16 protein-coding genes and 1 pseudogene are annotated in these 18,061 nt (G+C 62.7%); 11 read left to right on the top strand and 6 right to left on the bottom strand.

Translation table 11 applies throughout. The features are described from left to right. Window positions 1–253: 253 nt before the first annotated feature. Window positions 254–1,333 carry an IS630 family transposase gene (locus HND92_RS10270; RefSeq protein WP_005801445.1) on the bottom strand — a complete coding sequence of 360 codons (1,080 nt, stop codon included), beginning with the start codon at window positions 1,331–1,333 and terminating at the stop codon, window positions 254–256. 63 nt (window positions 1,334–1,396) lie between these two features. Between HND92_RS10270 and HND92_RS10265 the strand changes: the two are divergent. The 10 genes and pseudogenes from HND92_RS10265 to HND92_RS10220 form a co-directional block, all read left to right on the top strand. Further along, window positions 1,397–1,489: pseudogene (locus tag HND92_RS10265) on the top strand (LysR family transcriptional regulator); the annotation flags it as partial. Between the two features lie 202 nt (window positions 1,490–1,691). Then, entirely contained in the window at window positions 1,692–2,654 is a 963-nt protein-coding gene (locus HND92_RS10260) for an IS110 family transposase (protein ID WP_011804582.1), read from the top strand. An 87-nt stretch (window positions 2,655–2,741) separates the two neighbouring features. After that, window positions 2,742–3,440 (top strand): LysR family substrate-binding domain-containing protein, encoded by a 699-nt coding sequence (locus HND92_RS10255; RefSeq protein WP_252100646.1) that lies wholly within the window; start codon window positions 2,742–2,744, stop codon window positions 3,438–3,440. Window positions 3,441–3,994: 554 nt separating this feature from the next. Then, window positions 3,995–4,750 (top strand): hypothetical protein, encoded by a 756-nt coding sequence (locus HND92_RS10250; RefSeq protein ID WP_010792182.1) that lies wholly within the window; start codon window positions 3,995–3,997, stop codon window positions 4,748–4,750. A gap of 124 nt (window positions 4,751–4,874) precedes the next feature. Next, the gene (locus HND92_RS10245; protein ID WP_004255100.1) at window positions 4,875–5,093 is read left to right on the top strand and encodes an AlpA family transcriptional regulator; all 219 of its coding nucleotides are present in this window, start codon (window positions 4,875–4,877) and stop codon (window positions 5,091–5,093) included. A 40-nt stretch (window positions 5,094–5,133) separates the two neighbouring features. After that, window positions 5,134–6,000 carry a ParA family protein gene (locus tag HND92_RS10240; RefSeq protein ID WP_172209255.1) on the top strand — a complete coding sequence of 289 codons (867 nt, stop codon included), beginning with the start codon at window positions 5,134–5,136 and terminating at the stop codon, window positions 5,998–6,000. Beyond that, window positions 5,984–6,220 carry a hypothetical protein gene (locus HND92_RS10235; RefSeq protein WP_012584779.1) on the top strand — a complete coding sequence of 79 codons (237 nt, stop codon included), beginning with the start codon at window positions 5,984–5,986 and terminating at the stop codon, window positions 6,218–6,220. The genes HND92_RS10240 and HND92_RS10235 overlap by 17 nt, the downstream gene beginning before the upstream one ends. Then, complete coding sequence (locus tag HND92_RS10230; protein ID WP_041701356.1) at window positions 6,213–7,856, top strand: ParB family protein; 1,644 nt, start codon at window positions 6,213–6,215, stop codon at window positions 7,854–7,856. Before HND92_RS10235 ends, HND92_RS10230 begins: the two co-directional genes overlap by 8 nt. Before the next feature lie 17 nt (window positions 7,857–7,873). Then, window positions 7,874–8,434 carry a DUF2857 domain-containing protein gene (locus HND92_RS10225; RefSeq protein ID WP_172206912.1) on the top strand — a complete coding sequence of 187 codons (561 nt, stop codon included), beginning with the start codon at window positions 7,874–7,876 and terminating at the stop codon, window positions 8,432–8,434. A 3-nt stretch (window positions 8,435–8,437) separates the two neighbouring features. Next, window positions 8,438–9,640, top strand: a complete 1,203-nt coding sequence (locus HND92_RS10220) for an STY4528 family pathogenicity island replication protein (protein ID WP_013721845.1) — start codon at window positions 8,438–8,440, stop codon at window positions 9,638–9,640. Between the two features lie 51 nt (window positions 9,641–9,691). Here HND92_RS10220 and HND92_RS19335 read toward each other — a convergent pair whose 3' ends face one another. The 3 genes from HND92_RS19335 to HND92_RS10205 are packed head-to-tail and all read right to left on the bottom strand — an operon-like array spanning window position 9,692 to window position 15,547. Next, on the bottom strand, window positions 9,692–11,419 hold the full coding sequence (locus tag HND92_RS19335; RefSeq protein WP_172206911.1) for a PD-(D/E)XK motif protein: 1,728 nt from the start codon (window positions 11,417–11,419) through the stop codon (window positions 9,692–9,694). Then, complete coding sequence (locus HND92_RS10210; protein WP_172206910.1) at window positions 11,412–14,072, bottom strand: Z1 domain-containing protein; 2,661 nt, start codon at window positions 14,070–14,072, stop codon at window positions 11,412–11,414. Before HND92_RS10210 ends, HND92_RS19335 begins: the two co-directional genes overlap by 8 nt. Further along, entirely contained in the window at window positions 14,069–15,547 is a 1,479-nt protein-coding gene (locus HND92_RS10205; RefSeq protein WP_172206909.1) for an ATP-binding protein, read from the bottom strand. Before HND92_RS10205 ends, HND92_RS10210 begins: the two co-directional genes overlap by 4 nt. Before the next feature lie 147 nt (window positions 15,548–15,694). Between HND92_RS10205 and HND92_RS10200 the strand changes: the two genes are divergently transcribed. Continuing rightward, the gene (locus HND92_RS10200; RefSeq protein ID WP_253939999.1) at window positions 15,695–16,141 is read left to right on the top strand and encodes a very short patch repair endonuclease; all 447 of its coding nucleotides are present in this window, start codon (window positions 15,695–15,697) and stop codon (window positions 16,139–16,141) included. Here HND92_RS10200 and HND92_RS10195 read toward each other — a convergent pair. Then, window positions 16,138–17,757 carry a DNA cytosine methyltransferase gene (locus tag HND92_RS10195; protein WP_172206908.1) on the bottom strand — a complete coding sequence of 540 codons (1,620 nt, stop codon included), beginning with the start codon at window positions 17,755–17,757 and terminating at the stop codon, window positions 16,138–16,140. The two genes, HND92_RS10200 and HND92_RS10195, sit on opposite strands and share 4 nt — an antisense overlap. 61 nt (window positions 17,758–17,818) lie before the next feature. Continuing rightward, the gene (locus HND92_RS10190) at window positions 17,819–18,019 is read right to left on the bottom strand and encodes a helix-turn-helix domain-containing protein (RefSeq protein ID WP_172206907.1); all 201 of its coding nucleotides are present in this window, start codon (window positions 18,017–18,019) and stop codon (window positions 17,819–17,821) included. Between the last annotated feature and the right edge of the window lie 42 nt (window positions 18,020–18,061).

Here is an 18,061-nt window from a genome sequence, read left to right as displayed (position 1 = left end):
TGACCGCCGCCCGCGTTCAAGCAGCGTTGCAATAACTCCGGACACCATTGCCCGCGTGCTGTGAGCCGGCGACGGCAGCCGCTGCAAGACATGCCGGCCTCTTCTCCGCACGCATGCGGCTCCCTACGATCATAAGGACTGGTCACGTCACGAGGGACTGCGCATGAACTTACGTCATCTTCGCTGTTTCATTGCTGTAGCCGAGGAACTGCACTTCGGTCGAGCCGCTAGTGTGGTGTCTCAAAAGTAATCATCAAATAATGGTACTCGCTGCCCGCGCCACAGATGCCAAGATGGTGTCCGCACTTTTATGCCACACGAACGGCTTGGGATCCTCGTTGTGACGATCAATGTATTCCCGTATGGATTGCTCCAGCTGAGCAACGCTGGTGTGGGCGCTGCGCTTGATCCACTGCTCGCTGATCTGGCTAAAGAAACGCTCGACCAGATTGAGCCAGGACGCTGAGGTGGGCGTGAAGTGAACGTGGTAGCGAGGATGGGCTGCTAGCCAGGCCCGCACTGCCTGCGTCTTGTGCGTGCCGTAGTTGTCCATGATCAGGTGGATGTCTTGTTCGCCAGGCACCGCTGCATCGATGGCTTTGAGGAACTGCAGGAATTCCACACTGCGGTGACGGCGCTTGAGCTGTCCTATGACTTTGCCAGTGGCCACATCCAGCGCTGCAAACAGCGACGTTGTGCCATGGCGCTTGTAATCGTGCGTGCGCGTGCTGGGTTTGCCAAACGTCAGTGGTAACCCTGGTTGGGTGCGATCCAGAGCCTGGATCTGGCTCTTCTCGTCCACGCACAGCACCAAGGCGCGATCGGGTGGTGCCATATACAGCCCCACCACATCCCGTACCTTGTCCACGAAATGGGGATCCGTCGATAGCTTGAAGGTTTCTTGCAGGTGCGGCTTCAGCCCAAAGGCATGCCAGATGCGCTGCACCGTCGCGGGCGATACGCCAGCGTGCCGACTCATCTGGCGCACGCTCCAGTGCGTGGCGTTGTCAGGCTTGCTCTGGCGAACCTTGTCCACAATGAGCTGAACCTGCTCGTCGCCCACACTGCGCGGGCGGCCAGCGCGCGGGGCATCGGTCAAACCCGCCAGACGATACGCCCGGTAGCGCCGCCGCCACTTGGAGACAGTTTGCACCGTCGTGCCCAAGCGTTGGGCAATCATGGTGCCCGACTCCCCATCTGCGCAGCCCAGCACGATTCGCATGCGCAGCTTCTCGTCCTCGGGCGCTTTGCGTACGCGCAGTCGCGCATGCAGCTCTGCGCGCTCGGCATCGGTGATCTGCAGCTTCGTGGCGGGGCGTCCAGGGTGGGCCATCAGCGTAGTCTCCTATAAGGAAGCTGATTCGACCAACACCGGTCAAAATAGTTCTATCTATTTTTGAGACACCACACTAGGCGGCTGCATATAGAACAATCTCCCCTATCACGCACGATCCGCAAGTTGGAGACAACTCTAGGCGTGACGTTGCTTGTATCTTTAAACCAGACCAGCGCGGTAGAGTCTGAACGCCGTTGAGGCGGCCAGACCGGCCCGTGCAGTTTGGTAGGCGCTGGGGTGATAGAGCCCGTGACTGAGTACAGAACGCATGGCCGCCGCGCTGGTCTTCGTGAAGCCCGAACGGTTACGCGCGCCTTGATTGAGCGCGCATGCACAAGCAAGGGATCTGAAGATCATGTCTGTTACCTCTGTGACGGTGGGCATCGACGTGGCCAAGGCGCACGTGGATGTCTGTGTGCTGGGTGCCAAGAGCAGCGCCCAGCGGTTTGACAACGATGCCGAAGGCCACTCGGCGCTGGCGGCTGCCCTGCAGCCCCTGGACGTGGGTCTGGTGGTGATGGAGGCCACCGGCGGCTACGAGGCCGCGTTAGCGTGTGCCCTGCAGGCCACAGGCCTGCCCGTGGCGGTCATCAACCCGCGCCAGGCGCGCGACTTCGCCAAATCCATGGGACGCCTGGCCAAGACCGACGCGGTGGATGCGCGCACGCTGGCCGAGCTGGCAGCGGTGCTGCTGCGCCGCGACGATCTGCAGCGCTTCTTGCGCCCCCTGGCCGATGAGCGCCAGCAGTGGCTCGCGGCCCTGGTCACGCGCAGGCGCCAGTTGCTGACCATGCTCCATTCGGAGCGCCAACGGCTGCAGATCACGCCCAAGAAGCTGCACGCCAGCATCGAGGCCATCGAGGCGGCGATCAAGGCGCAGCTCGATGAGATCGAAGAGCAGATGGTCACGCATGTGCGCGAGCACTTTGGGGAGCTCGACACGCTGCTGCAGTCGGCTGCGGGAGTCGGCCCGGTGGCCAGTGCCACGATGATTGCCGAGCTGCCAGAGCTGGGCCGGCTGAACCGGCGCGAGATCGCTGCATTGGTGGGCGTGGCGCCCATGGCCAATGACTCCGGCGGCAGCAAGGGCAGGCGGCGCGTACAAGGCGGGCGCTTCGAGATCCGCCGCGTGCTGTACATGGCAACGCTCACGGCCACCCGCTACAACCCGGCCATCAAGGCCTTCTACGAGCGTCTGAAGGCCGCTGGCAAGTTGCCCAAGGTCGCCCTGGTCGCTTGCATGCGCAAGTTGCTCACCACGCTCAACGCCATGGTGCGCACTGGAAAACCTTGGGACAAGTCGCTTCATTGCGCTTGACTTCGAAGACGGTTACTCAGTCGCACGCCGCGGGGCGCAACCCTGACTTGGGCAGGGCGAGTCTTCCTCGACGACGCCCGCCGCATCATGTTGAGCGTTGAGCAGGCAGTGGCCAGCGCGAAGGCTGCTGCCTCCGGTTCTCAGGGCATTTTGCGAATCGCGCTGTCGAGAGACATAGGACGGGCGAGGCTATCAGCACTGCTTGCACTGTGCCGCGAAGAGTCGCCGCAGGTAAACATCCGGCTCTCCGAAGTACCGCTGACCGAACTCGTGCAGGGGCTGAACGCAAATCTGTTCGACGCCGGCTTTGCAATGGTCAATGAAGTGGAGGACGGGATCATTGCTGAGCCGCTGTGGGCCGACCCCTTGGTAGTGATCCTGCCCGCACGGCACCCGCTTGTAGCCTTCAAGGAAGTGCCGTTGCAGGAAGTGGTGAGCTATCCGCTGGTACTTTGTGATCCACGGGCATGCCAAGGTTGCGGTCGGCAGAGCGAACGACTGTTCCGCTCTGTCGATGTCCAACCGATCGTGGCTGAGTATGCCGCTTCTCACGGGCTGATGCTGACGTTGGTGGCCGCAGGGTACGGGCTAAGTTTTTCCACTGCCGCGCACTTGGCAACTTGCCAGCCGGCGGATGTTGTTGTCCGCCCGTTGGCCGGTCAGAGCGCATCGATAACCACCTATCTGTTACGAACCGAGGGTGGCATGACGGAGCCGTTGCAGCGGTTCATCGAACGCGCCGAACGTGTATGTCATCAGGACGCAAGCACATCACGCGCGATCTGACGCAGATCTATCGAAAGGTGCGCGGCTAGTTTTCTCGGATTGCGCGATTCATCTTTGGTCTTGCGGCTGACCCGATCTGCATGGCTCATGCGCTGTACTGATTCCAGTTTCGACGCAATTGCTGCGCCCTTCCGTACTCCGGCACTCGCCTGCGGGCTCGCCGCCGCGGTCATTTCACTGACGCGGAACGCATGAGCTTTTGCTGGTTGCAAACCGGCTCATCCTGTTGACGCATTGGCACTTTACGCCGTTGGAATTCCTACGGAAAACTTTGGCCAGGTTTCGGGTAAAGCGCGGCACCCATGCTTGACTCCAGGGGAGCGCGACCACCAAGCCGCGTGCCGGTCCAAAGGCAAAGCGCCCGCATCATGGTTGAGGAGTTTCAAGCGTAGCAAGATGTAGTTCGCCCTTAGCCGGCCGTCAGCGCCGATGCAACGCTTCCTTCCACGATCCCGGCCGGTCCTGCGCTTCATCCGGATTTCTGGGCAATCGCCTCGCCCACTTGGGCGGTGCGCGTCTGCCAGAGTTCGATCCGACGATGGGACGCACGCGACATGGAGAAATCGAGTTGCCTTGCCTTTGGCGCCAGGATCTACTACCGCCCGATCGAGGCGGCCGTCCGTTGGGCGGGACTGTTGCGCTTTGAGCCGCGGATTCTGGAAACGCTCGGGCCACGTGCCATGCCTGAGCCGAACGACTTTCCGCGCTGGCCCTTGCTGCGCCTTTTCTCCGAGCGCATCTTCGACGCATTGGCACACGATGAGCTTTCTTACGGCAAGGCAGGCATGGCGCAGGAACCTCAGCGCCCCGCACTCGACGATCCTGCGTTGATCGTGCGCCACGTCGACCTGAAGGCGTGGATGTCGCATTACTACCCCGGTGAGCGGCCTCCATTCCTGTTCGACGGCATCGAGCGCGAACTGCATCCTTCGGTGAGCGTCGCCATGCTGAACGTGTTGCTGGCCGATCGCGAGGCCGCCAAGCTGCAGCTTGCCGAACTCGCACAACTACATGCGGCGCTGAAGGCACAGCACGAAGCGTTGGCGAAGGAGCATGCCAGTAGCATTCGTGAGGGCGATGCGAGTGAACCGGGCCTGCGCAGCGAATCGACTTACCTGAACATCATTGGCGGCCTGCTGACATTGCTGTTGGGCAAGTCCCCCGCGGGCTCTGCCTACTCGTCCTTCCGCAACATGGATGCGGTGATCAGTGCGCTACTGGCCCACCATGAAGGGCGGCCCGGCATCAGCGAGCGAACGCTGTGGAGCAAGCTGGCACAGGCGCGTCGCCACCTGGAGGCATCGCGCTGAGCCTGTAACAGCAGACTGCAATTGCAGTTGCGTGTTCTGCAGTTGCAGTGAATCTCGCAGCAGCAGCATATGGAATGCGAGACACTTTCTGAACAACGCCATCGAGCGTCAAGGAGTGCCTCTCATGTCTTCGCAGACCATCGCGCCGGCCTTGCCGCCCGAGCACCGCATCCTGCGCCGCGCCGAGGTCGAAGCCAAGACCGGCTTCAAGCGCGCGCACATCTACAGCCTCATGAAGGAAGGCAAGTTCCCCAAGGCGCTGCGCCTGGGCGTGCGCGCGGTGGGCTGGGACTCGGTGGAGATCGAACAGTGGATCGCCGATCGCCTCAAAGAACGCGCCTGACGCTTCTTCTCGGTTCATGCCATTCGACGAGGAGAAGCCCATGCAGGTGGTGTCCATCATTTCGACCAAGGGCGGCGTGGGCAAGACCACGACGGCGGCCAACCTGGGCGGCTTCATCGCCGATGCCGGGCTGCGCGTGCTGCTGCTGGACCTGGACGTGCAGCCCACGCTGTCGAGCTACTTCACGCTGGACGTTCGCGCGCCCGGCGGCATCTACCAGATGCTGGCCTTCAACGAGCGGCGCATCGAGCAACTGGTGTCGCGTACCGTGATCGCGGGCCTGGACCTGGTGCTCTCCAACGACGACCGCGGCGAACTGAACACGCTGCTGCTGCACGCTCCGGATGGGCGCCTGCGACTGCGCCATCTGCTTCCCGTCTTCCGCACGCACTACGACTTGCTGCTGATCGACACCCAGGGCGCGCGCAGCGTGCTGCTGGAGATGGCGGTGCTGGCGTCCGACCTGGCGCTGTCGCCGGTGACGCCGGAAATCCTCGCGGCGCGCGAGCTGCGGCGCGGCACGCTGCAACTGATCGAGGACATCGCGCCGTATCGGCACCTGGGCATCGAGCCGCCGCCGCTGCGTCTGCTCATCAACCGTGTGCATCCTGTGTCGTCGAATGCGCGGCTGGTCCAGCAGGCGCTGCGACAGGTGTTTCAGGAACAGGCCGGCGTGGAGGTGCTGGGCACCGACGTACCGGCCATCGAAGCCTATCCGCGCGCTGCGACACGAGGATTGCCGGTGCACCGGGTGGAGTACCGGCAGCCGGCTGGGCGCACGGCGCCCGCGGCGTTGGAGACCATGCGCACGCTGGCCGGCGAGCTGTTCCCCGTGTGGCGGGAGCGCTTCGCGCTGGTCACCGGTCGGGCCGATGCGGGAGGGGCCGGCCATGGCGAGCGCGCATGAACTGGCGCGCGGCCGCGAACGGCTGCGCGCGCTGATCGAGTTCGCGCTGGGCGAAGGCTGGCGCGTGGTTCGCACGTCCGGCGGGCACCTGAAATTCACGAAGCAAGGCTGCGCGTCGATCTACACCAGCTCGACGGCGAGCGACCACCGTGCCGACCGCAATGCCCGCGCACAGCTTCGCCGCGCCGACCGGCAAGCGCAGGAGAATGGCCGTGGCTGAGCTGACGCCGCAGGACATGGCTGCCAAGCTGCTGGCCACCGGCTTCGAGCGCAGCGGCCCTTCGGCCGCGACCTTGAGCGACCCCATCGCCGACACGCCGATGGTGGTGACGCTGGACCAGTTGCGGCCCTACGACCACGACCCACGCGTGACGCGCAACCCGGCCTATGCGGAGATCAAGGCGTCCATCCGCGAACGTGGGCTGGACGCGCCCCCCGCGATCACGCGCAGGCCGGGCGAGGCGCACTACATCATTCGCAACGGCGGCAACACGCGGCTGGCGATCCTGCGCGAGTTGTGGAGCGAGACCAAGGAGGAACGCTTCTTCCGCATTGCGTGCCTGTTCCGCCCGTGGCCGGCGCGCGGTGAAATCGTGGCGCTGACCGGGCATCTGGCCGAGAACGAGCTGCGCGGCGGCCTGACCTTCATCGAGCGGGCCTTGGGCATCGAGAAGGCGCGCGAGTTCTACGAGCAGGAAAGCGGCCAGGCGCTGTCGCAAAGCGAACTCGCGCGGCGACTGACGGCCGACGGCTATCCGGTGCCGCAGTCACACATCAGCCGCATGAACGATGCGGTGCGCTATCTGCTGCCGGCGATCCCGACGCTGTTGTACGGCGGATTGGGCCGGCATCAGGTGGACCGGCTCGCAGTGCTGCGCAAGGCGTGCGAGCGCACCTGGGAGCGGCGTGCGCTGGGCCGGCCGCTGACCGTGGACTTCGCTTCGCTGTTTCAGGATGTGCTGTCGCAGTTCGACACGCAGCCGGAGGGCTTCTCGCCCCAGCGCGTGCAGGACGAACTGGTGGGTCAGATGGCCGAGCTGCTGGAAGCGGACTACGACACGCTGGCATTGGAGGTCGATGACAGCGAAAGCCGTCAGCGAGTATTGACCAGCGAGCCGGCCGCGCCGAACCCGGCAACGCCTGTCGCACCTGCGGCGCCAGCCATCACGCCGCAACTGTCGCCCGCGGCGCCAACGCCACGGGACACCTCGCCCGTCGCGCCACCGGCAGAGACACCCTCGGCACCACCTGCCGCTGCACCAAACGCCCGGGACGGGCAGCGCGACGAGCGCCTGCAGGGGCACATCGTGACGCCGGCCCCAACCACCGAGCGCCTGCAGTCCATCCAGAGGATGGTCGCGGATCAGCTCGGCGACAAGCTACCCGACTTCGAGGCCGACGCGCTGCGTGCGATCCCGGTGCAGGTTGGCGGGCTCTTTCCCATCTCGGATGTCTGGTACATCGAGCCGGGCCTGGACGTGCCGGATCGCCTGCGCGTGCATATCGCGCAGTTCGCTCGCGAGATCGCGGGGGAAGCGGCGGTGGGCGACCACATCGAAGCCAGCGATGGCGGCATCGGCTTCGTCTGCGTGACGCCGGCCGTGGGCCAGGCGAAGGCGCTCCCGGCGTTCGCGCGTGCGATGCTGACCCTGCTGCACGCGCTGAGCACCGCGCCGGCACCCGCGACCGGGCTGGACAGCGCGCGGCTGGCCGATGACCTTGGGCCGCTGCTGCATGGTCACCGCGGCTTGGTCACGCGCCTGAGCGATGCCGGGCTGGTAAAGCTGTTCCGTCTGCTGCGCCTGGCGCGCCGGCTGCTGGATCTGGAAGCCGGCGTAGCGAGCCAGGATTCCTGAGCGCAGGAGGCTCCCGTATGCCGGCACCGCACCCGCTCAACCAGGCCGTGATCGCCCAGGCCCTGCATGACCTGCGCAACGGCCAGTTGCGCCGCTGCAAGGCCATGGGCTTCGGTGAGGAGGAGCTGGATGCGCTGAAGCACCCAGAACTCGTGAGTATGCTGGTGAATGCCACGGTGTCGTGGTGTTCGGTGTCGGTGAACCGGGAAGTGTTGAAGCGGCTGCTGAGCCAGGTGCACGACGTGGAGCGGGAGATCGCCACGGTGGACCGCATGCTGCGCCTGGGGGCGAGCACGGAGATGGTCAGCAAGTTCTACGGCCTCACGCATCAGGAAGTGGCGCTGCGCCGCGACATCCTCGGGCTGCCCAAGCGTAAGGGTCGGCATCCGGTGCTCGACGAGGCGCAGGACGTGGCCCTGTGGGAACGCTGGAAGGCCGGCATCACGGAGCGGCACATCGCACTGAACGACGACATGGCGATGCTGGCGCTGACCATGGACCTGGCCGAGGCCATGACCCTGCCCATGTCGGTGATCTGGTCGGCGATACGGAACTGGGTCGACCAGGGGCTGGTGTAGGTCATGACGACGGGCGACGCTCCACGGCGTGATGGCCCGGTTGCGCTGTCGGCGTTGTTCGACGAGGCGCTGCGGCACCTTGAGCCGAAGGAACCGGCGCAGGGCACGGCGCCGAGCCAGGACGGCTTTCTCTACAGCGGCAACCGGCACGAGAGCGTGCCGCGCGCGTTGTTCCTCGACCGGCGCCTGACGCCGCTGGAGCGCAATGCCTGGCAGGTGTTCCGCCTGCAGCTCAACGACGACGGCGTGACCGCCTTTCCCACCTACGACCAGCTCCGCCCATATCTGGCGTCCATGCCCTGTGCGGCGCAAGCCTCGCACGAGACCGTGGCGCGCGCCTTGACGCTGCTGCGGCTGACGCGCTGGCTCAGCCTGGTGCGGCGGCGGCGCGATCCCAAGACCGGCCGTATCCAAGGCAACCTCTACGTGCTGCACGACGAACCGCTGTCACCCTTCGAGGCGATGCAGCTCGACCCGGACTACCTGGGCCTGGTGAGCCAGGCGCTCACGCACGCGGCGAAGGCGGTGCAGGTCGTGGGCATGAACACGCTGCGGGAGATCGCCGAAGACCCGCTGCTCAGCGGGCGCACGCTGCCGACCCGTCTGCAAGTGCTGGCGCAGCGCATGGCGCGGCATGGCTGGACGACGCCAGGTTATCCACAGGAGGGTGCGGACCACGAATCCGAAGAAGGCCAGGAAGCCCTTCTTCGGAATGCTGCGCGCCCGTCTTCGGAATCCGAAGCAGGGCCGAAACCCGCGCCGGACAGCTCTCTTCGGATTCCGAAGGAGGACCGTACAGTACGTAATGATCGTATAAATGAAGTACGTACAGTACCGCGCGCGAGGGCCTTGCAGAACCTGCGACTGCCCGAGCGTTTCCTGCGCTTGAAGGACGAGCAGCAGGCCGGAGCGCTGGTGGCGCTGCAGCAGGTGGACGAGGCGCAGCGGCAGGCCGTTCTCGACGAGTGGGCGGCACGCTGCCACAACAGCGCGGTGCGCAACCCGGCCGGCTACCTGTTTGGCATCATCCAGAAGGCGATCCGCGGGGAGTTCAAGGCGTGGGCGGGCACCGACGCAGCAGCGCCGCCCGCGCCGCGAGCTGCGGGGCCCGCGTCATCGTCGTCGCCTTCGGCCTCCCGCCCAGCCGACCCCGAGGTGGCGCGCGCCTACCTCGCACGGCTGCGTTCAGCCTTGCGCGATCCCTGAGCTATCCCCAGGGGATAGACGGAACAGGTCGCCTTCCGTGGGGTGATCCAGTCAGGTCGCGGCTTCGTCTTCTTCCGTTTCCCGCCAATAGGCGTAGTTGAACAGTGCATCCAGCTCCGTGAAGTCGTCCAGGCCCAACGATCGTCTGACCGTATCGGCATGCCCGCAGTACCTTGCGTAGCTTTCCGCACTGACGTTCTGCTTGGTTGGATGCAGTGGGTAGTCCCGGATGCCGGCGAGCGCCAGTCCCGACACCGCGTTCTGGTTCATCACGGCGAACCGCTTGTTGTCCAGCGCGTGCAGAATCTCAGTCAGCAGGTTGATGCCTGCTCCGGTGATGGCGCCGAAATGTCGATGTAGAACGGTAAACGCTTCGGCAGGCGAGAGGTTGCGCCGGTCAAGGATGTCCGCCACTGCGGCCACGAACTGCCCTGGGTGGTTGGCGATCCGGCTCTTGCCGCGGTGCAGCCCGCCGGAATGGAACAGGCCGATCAGCGCGTCGTACTTACTCGGAAAGTCCCGCCTGGCATTGCTGCTCAGGGCCGCCAGCTCTGCCAGCCTGCGCCTTGCCTGGCGCAGGTTTCCCTTGCGGCCGGTCTTCTGCGCGGTGAATCCATGCGCTGAATCGTCGCTTTTCATCAGCTCCAGGAGGTCGGCCAGGATCGTGAAGTCCGGCCCCTCGGTTCGGCTCGCCTTCTGCGCACGCTTCTTGGCCACCTTCCGGCAAGTGTCGTGGATGATGTACTCCCGCTCGTAGGCATCAATCCGGGGCTTGGTCGCTGGCACGAGAATCCTGTCCGCGACCAGCGCATCGAGGTGTCGCGTGACAGATGCCATCAGCGCGCCGCTCGCGTCGTCGATGAGGGCCGATGCCTCGTAGTTTCCGTAGAAGCCTCCGTGGGTGAGGTTGGCCGAGCCGACGATCACCGAGCATTGCTTGCCATTCTGGAAGGCGTAGATCTTCGGGTGGAAGGTGTCGCTGGCGTTGCTGAGGTACAGGACGAGCGCGTGCTTCTCGGCGAGCGCAAAGAGCTGTCGGAGTGCTTCGGGTTCGGTCAGGTAGAAGTCCAGACATGCAGTGACGATCTCGTTGAGCGAGCGGGCTCCGGCCGCGTCGGCCAGACTGCTCAGCCGATACACGCGCAGGAACAGTGCATCGTTCAGGGATTCGAGCTGGTCTTCTGAGGAGATTCGGACGCTGCTCCGTTCTGCGCCCGAGAGCGACTTGACCTCGACGGCAGTGTTGCCGAAGATGAAATCCTGATGTGATCGTTCCGGACCGATCCAGGCTTCGACGGCGGCACTGCTCAACATTTGCCGATCGATCAGTGCCATCAGAAAGACGATTTCGGCGAAGAGACCGCGGACTTCGTCGATGGACAGGTGCTGACTTCGGCCTGACAGGAAGGTCTTCCAACGGCGAATGTGTGCCAGCGAGACTGCCAGAGCGCTGGCTGAATCGGTGGCAAGCTCCAGCGAGGATGCAAGGGTGCGGCACAGTCCTTCGAAGAGATCGCGGTCGACCTGCCTTTCAAGGGCGAGAACCAGATGCTGCTGCCCCTGATGTCCGGCACGAAGATCGACAGCGATGCCGTTCACCGTGACCGCGTTCTTCCGGTACTGGGCTGCGTGGTCGCCCTGAAGCTCCACGATGAACAGGCAGGCACCACCGGCATCGCGTCCCCAGAAACAGGGAACGGCAGTTCCCACCGCAACCTGGCGGACATTGAAGTCCGCTCCCGGAACGGCGATGTCATCCCACGGAGAGGACTCAGGCATCGTAGTCATCCTCCTCGTCAGGATCGTCGGCGTAACCCTGCATCTGCTGGAGCCAGACCTTGTTCACGACGACATTGATGGTCGTCGAATAGTCCCCGTAGGGAAAACTGACGCCGAAGGCGGCGATCGGTCCCGTCACGGCCTCGCCCTTGGGCTCCAGGCTGTGAATCATGAGGAGCGGCTTGTTCCGGACCATGCGGTAATGTGTGTCGGATACCGCTCCTGAGCCATCTTCGCCGCCAGCCAGCGTTCTGGCCTCATTGCGTTGTGCGTCGCTGAGCCCAAGCTTCTCGTCGCCACGCGAGGCAACCCTGTCCTTGTTCAGGCGCCACGAGGTGCCGTTCGGCTGATCCTTCCCGACGACGCGCACCTGATTCCTCAGGGTGAACGGGCTTTCACCGCCTGAGCCACCCGAAGGGGAAATCAGCAAAACATCGGCCAGCGGGCGCTTCGTCGCAATCCGTTCGAGATAGCTCACCACGTCCGACTTCTGTCCGGCAAAGGTCGAATGGCATTCGAAGCGGGTGAGGAAGTCGTCGATCACCTCGACGGGCACGTCCCTAAAGATGACGCCCTTTTCGGTGGACTCCTCCGGTCGCCCGCCGAATCCACTCCGCCAGTGATCGGCGATCAGCGCAAGGTTCCTGGCATTCACGTCGAGGTCCGTGGAGACAATGTAGCTCTCCCGCAATCGCCCACTGAAACTCTGCTCGACCGTGACCTCCTGGCCGGATCGCATCTTGTTCGCCGCCGTGATCAGCAGGCTGTCCGGATGCGAGCGGACGTACAGGCCAAAATCCTTCGGGCTGAGGCGATCGCGCCGCATGCGCTTGACCTGCTGTACAAGCTCTTCGGCGGCATCGGCGATGTGGGAGTACCAGTTGATCGAATCGCGCGAGAGATGGACGCGGCAGAGGTCCTCGAAGCCCGGCCGGTAACCGAACCAGCGGCCCATCTGCATGAGGGTGTCGTACATCTTCGTATTGCGGTACATGTAGCTGACGGTCAACCCCTCGATGGTCAGGCCTCGGGAGAGGCTCAGACCACCGACTGCGACCGCGGTCAACCCGACTCCTTCCTTCGCGTAGCGGGCGTAGTCGAGCACCTCGTCACTCTTGCTGTTGATGACATAGAGGTGGAGGTGTTCGAAGACGCCGCTGAGGGCAGCCTTCACCTCCGCCCAGGTGAACCCAGCCTCGGCATACTCGGCATCGAAGGCGTGCTTCAGGCCCTGCATGTACGTGTTTCTTGAGGAAACGTCTTCCGGCATCGCGTAGTTGGCGAGAACCGCTTCCCTGATCTTCTTCTCCCTGAGACTCAGGAAGTCACGCACGGCCTTCTGTACGGGCACGAAGCGCGACACATTGACCATCATGGAGCAATGCTTGCCGGTCTGCCCACGCAGGTTCCGGATGGCGCGGGCGACGATGAACTCGTCGAGTGCGCGATAGAGGCTGGGGGGCAACTCGTGGACGGGGTCGTCACGCTTGTGAGAATAGGGAATGAGATCCTCGCAATCATCGATCGCCCTGACGATCGATTCGCTGGTTGTCTCGTCGAGGAATACCTTCTCGGCACCGAAGTAGGTTGTTGGAGCATCCAGGCAATAGATGAAGTCGCGAGGGAACAGTTCTTCCAGAACGTCATCGTCATAGGCATCGGGATTGATGAAGATGTTGGCGAACGGTGTCGCCGTGTAGCCGACATAGCACGATTTCGCGAACAGCCCGAGGATGCGCCGGATCATCGCATTCGTCCGGGTCGGATCGAGATCCTCCTTGTTCGTGTTGATCGACGCGTTGTCGGCCTCGTCGTCGATCAGCAGCATGGGCACATCGGAGATGCGGTCTTCCCCTTCGGCGTTCAACTCCTTCAGCCATTTGTGCAACGCAGTGAGCGTCGTGACGTTCTTCTTGATGATCAGAATGATCGGCTTGCTGAAGTCGTTGATCTTCCAGCCGCTCTTTGCTGCCGTGTTCTTTTTGAAGTCCTCGTTGATGTTGGTGAGGGTGGCCGGATGCGGATAGCCCGGTGCGAGGCCGACACCGATGCTGCGACGGTCCTCGGGATCGCTTGACCGGCCGATGAAGGCCTCATCGATGCGCTGCTGCGTCTGTTTGCGTAGATTGTTGTGAATGCCGGCGATCACGATGATGAACTTGTACCCGGCGTCGGCAGCACGTGCTATCAGGCCGGTGTAGTTGGCCGTCTTGCCCGACTGCACATGACCGATGACAAGACCACGACGGTTCCAGGTTGTTCCGTCGCTCAGCGGATCCTGCAGGTGGCCGAGAATGCGGGTGGCCACATCGCTCAACGACTGGACCATCTGCGGAGGCCAGCCCTCGTTGCGAAGAAATTCCTCGTATGCCTTGGCATAGGTCCAATTGACGTCCTCACGCTTGTGGACCCATTGATCATCATGCTTCGCATTGACATCAACCAGTGAAATACCTGCTCCCATGCGGGTCACAACCGATTCCATGGCCTCTGTGACAATGTTGCGGAGATCACCCGTATAACCGAAGATCGCGGCGATCTGTCTCGCTTTCTCCTCAACCTGCTCGCGCGTTGGCGTCTCGGTCATGTTGGCAAGGCCCGAGATGAGCGCGTTGGCAATGTTCCGCTCTTCAGTGATGACTGTTAGGCTCATGCAAAGGTCTCGCTGATGAATTTTTCGGCCAGTTCGATCTGGCCATCGAAAAGGTGCGTCGAGCGCACGATCTGGAGAAAGGCATTCGGATCGCCCGGCCCGTCGCCGTAGAGCACCTTCCTGAGACTCTTCAGGCGCTCCAGAGTCTGGCTTTCATCCACCGCCCTCTGGTTGATCTCGCGCGGATGGGTCGAGTAATCGGAATAGATCATCTCCACCGGCAGGGAGGCGGCAATCGAATCCAGCAGGACACGAAGCAGATCCGTATCCTCGGGCGAAAGTCTTGTGCCTAGGGATGCGATGAGCGGGTGCTGCTCGTTGATTGCGAAACGGATGCCGCCGTGATCGGCGTAGCGCTCCCAGAACGGGGCTTGGCTCTCCTGAAAGAGCTTCTGCCCGCGCCCCCGATGCACCGTCACACTGCGGGCAGTGATCCTGTTGATGATCTGACGCAGCCGCTCCCGCACCGCATGCGGCGGGCGGGCACGCGATTTCTTGATGTCGATGGTCCAGGCTTCGTCCAGACTGTTGGGAAAGTCGATCTGTACCCGCGCCAACTTGGTGGCCTCACCCTTCGGCACTAGTCTGAACCAGTCGCCCCAGGCCATCAGGCGGCCGTTTCGATAGACGTACCCCCCCTGATTGGAGATGAAGTCACTGCGATCCTGGTAGTAGTCGTACTCGGACGCGGACAGACGACTGTGGTGAGGAAGCACGTAAGGCTGCAGGCGCACCTCGGCCTCGCCGATGCGGACGATCTCCTCCGGAAGCACCTGAGTGGCAGGATTCTTCCTGCAGAAGGGATCGAATGCCGTAATCGGACGACCATTGACGGTGAGCGAAATCCTGGCATGTCCCTTGATCTCACCCGAGAGAAACCGATGGAAAACGAGTGACAGATGTCTGCCCACCGACTCAAGCTTCTCATTGACGATCTCGTCTCGACGATCCCCGGCCTCGTCCTCCATCAATCGGTCAAGTTTTCGCCATATTACGGCCGTGCCTTGAGTGCCAATCCGTTCGACATAAGGCAACCCGTGGATATCCGCTTCGTCGAGAACAGAAAGAATCCAGTCATCGGCAGCGTCGATGCGATCCAGGTCCCATTCGGCTCCACAGACAGCTCCGTCGCGTGCGCTCACAACAGTCAGTGAGCGGCATTGGGAAAACGAGGCGGTCTTCAGGCCAAGTCCGAAGCGGCCTAGATCCTGGGGCGACCGATGCTGCCTGGGATTGCCGGTCCCATGACGCATCGCATCGAGCAGCTCGTCTTCGGTCATCCCCCTGCCGTTGTCGAGCATGACCATCACAGGATGCTCGCCGGACACTTCGCAGATGATATCGATGGTGTCCGCGCCAGCGGAAATGCTATTGTCGATCAGATCGGCAATCGCAGTTTCGAGCGAGTATCCAAGGTCCCGCATCGATTCGGAAAGGCAGGCCGCGCTCGGCGGATGATTGCGATCACGAGCCATCGGCTTCCCCTTGCGTCTTTCCGTGACTCAAGCGCATGGTAAGCTTCTGATTGCCGCGTTGGGCGTAGCTTTCATCTGTTTGCATTGCCAGGCTGGCACGCCGGGCAGCCATTTCTGCCGACATTCTGGTGGAGGATATTGAAGACCATGCGCGTTCCGACCACTTCGCAGCGCAGCCGCATGATGTCGAGCATTCGCGGAAAGAACACCCGGCCGGAACGGGTACTTCGGTCCCTTCTTTTCGCCAGGGGTTTTCGATATCGACTTCATGTGCGGGGACTGCCCGGCTCCCCTGACCTTGTGTTTTCGAAGCACAGGGCCGTGGTGTTCGTCCATGGCTGTTTCTGGCACCGGCATGAAGGCTGCCGTTACACAACCAGTCCCAAGACCAATGAAGATTTCTGGCGGCAGAAATTCCAGGGAAATGTCGCTCGCGACAGGCTCCATGCGGAGATGCTCCATGCTCTCGGCTGGCGCGTGGCGATCGTCTGGGAGTGCGCCTTGAAGCACTCGGTCGAGGCGACTGCGCAAGCGGTTGATGAGTGGCTGCATGGCGATGAGGATGTCCTGGTGATTGGTCAGACCATTGACTAGCCCGCATCGGCAAGCACCGGAAGGTGTTCCGGCAGGTTTCGCTGCACGCTTCCCGCCGGTCCTTTCTGTACGGCATCACCAGCCTGCCTCCGCCTCCTCCTGCTCATCTCGTTCAGAAGGCTGCGAACGATCCTGGCCAGCTTGTGGGCAAGCAAGGGAGGCACCGCGTTGCCCACTTGGGTGTACTGCTCCGTGCGGTTGCCCGCGAATACGTAGTTGTCGGGAAACGTCTGAAGCCGTGCTGCCTCCCTGACCGTGAGGCTTCTGCATTGGGATGGGTCGTAGTGGATGTAGTAGTGCCCGTCCTTGGCAATGTGTGCCACCACTGTGGTTGACGGTTCGTTCCTGCACTGCACGCGGAACCGATCCATGAACGGGATGGATTCGGACTCCCGCCCGACACGGACATTCATGTGATCGGGAAGCAGCCTGGGGGGGAACACATCCAGCCGTGGGCAATATCCCCATAGATGAGCGAAGCTGGCCAGGAAAAGATAGCGGGCAAGATCGGATGCCATGTGCGCACGCGCTTCATGCTGACAGACGCCACCCAGGCTTCGGTCGTGCAGCCATTGCTGAAGCTCGGTCGGCTTCTTCGGCCTTCTGTAGTCTCGTGAAATGAAGGCGCCACCGGTCGTGGTACTGGTTGCCGCAGCGGCAAAGGCACGCATTGTCCCGATTATAAGGGACTCGTTCTCTGTGTTCCATCCCTTGACGTAAGAGGGGGCAGCCTCAACAGCCTCGCGCCATGCCTCCACTGAGTCGCCACGCGACAGCTTGCTGCGGAGCCGGGGAAGATCGTCAATGGCCTGCTTGACAGTGACAGGTCTTGCCACCGGTGCGAGCAACTGGTGTTGAGGCATGTCCAGCCCCTTTCTCACTCCGAGCAGAATCACGCGATGTCTGCTTTGCGGGATCCCATGGCGCTCCGAATGGATAAGGTAGTCGGTGGGTGCCAGGGAACTGCCGTCGCCCTTCCTGGTGAAGGAGCGGATTTCATATTCGAGTCCCTCGGTCGGCATCGAAAGATCCGCAATGATCTTCTCGAACATCGGGTCGCCGGAGTGCTTCGAGGAAAGCAGACCCTTGACATTCTCCATCACGAAGATGGTGGGCTTGTGCACCTGGATGATTCTCAGGTACTCCCTGTAGAGGAAGTGCTTTTCATCCTTGTGAAAGTCCTTGTCGTTGGCGCGTCTGGAACGCCCTGCCAGGGAATACGCCTGACAGGGCGGGCCGCCGATCAGCACCCAGGTTTCCTGCCCCTTCAGTGCGGCGCGAATTTCCCTGTCGATACTGGCCTCATCGGACTTGCCTAGCTCCAGGCACCTCGCCTCGGTGGCGGCATGCTCGAAGGCGCTGGCCACGGCGGGGATCCCGCGGAAAACGGCCTCGTCGATCGCGCCCCGTATATAGCTATAGTAGTGCCTAACGTCCCTGGTGCCGCGCAAACGCCTGAACACTGCCCTGAGCGTCAGCGTGCGATGTGCGACAGCATCCTTTTCAATGGAAAGGGCGATCTCGAAGAATGGCTGCCGCTTGTGGCCCTGCAGGGAAGCAAATCCTTCCCCGAGCCCTCCTGGGCCAGCAAAAAGATCAATTACGGGAACTGGCACGCCAACAATCCTCCCCTTAGTTCTTTCCCGAATGTGATTCGGTTGCCGACTTGGCGCACGCTCACCCTGCCTCAGGCTTCTTCTTGTTGATGTTTTCCGCGATCCAGCGATCCAGCTCCGAGCTGCGAAAGCGCCAGGTTCCTCCAAGCTTGAACGCCGGAATCTCTCCTTTCTGGGCGAGGCGATAGACCGTCCGTTTCCCGGCCTTGAGGTAGGCCGCGACCTCCTCCAGCGTGAGGATCTCGCTCTCGACTTCAGTCATCCGGAAACCATCCGATCTGGGCTTTCGTGGATTTCAATTGCC

Origin of the sequence: Diaphorobacter sp. JS3050 (genome assembly GCF_013154915.1) — a bacterium.
GTDB lineage: Bacteria > Pseudomonadota > Gammaproteobacteria > Burkholderiales > Burkholderiaceae_C > Diaphorobacter > Diaphorobacter nitroreducens.
The sequence above is the reverse complement of the archived record's forward strand: the minus strand, read 5'-3'. Positions and strand labels throughout refer to the sequence as shown.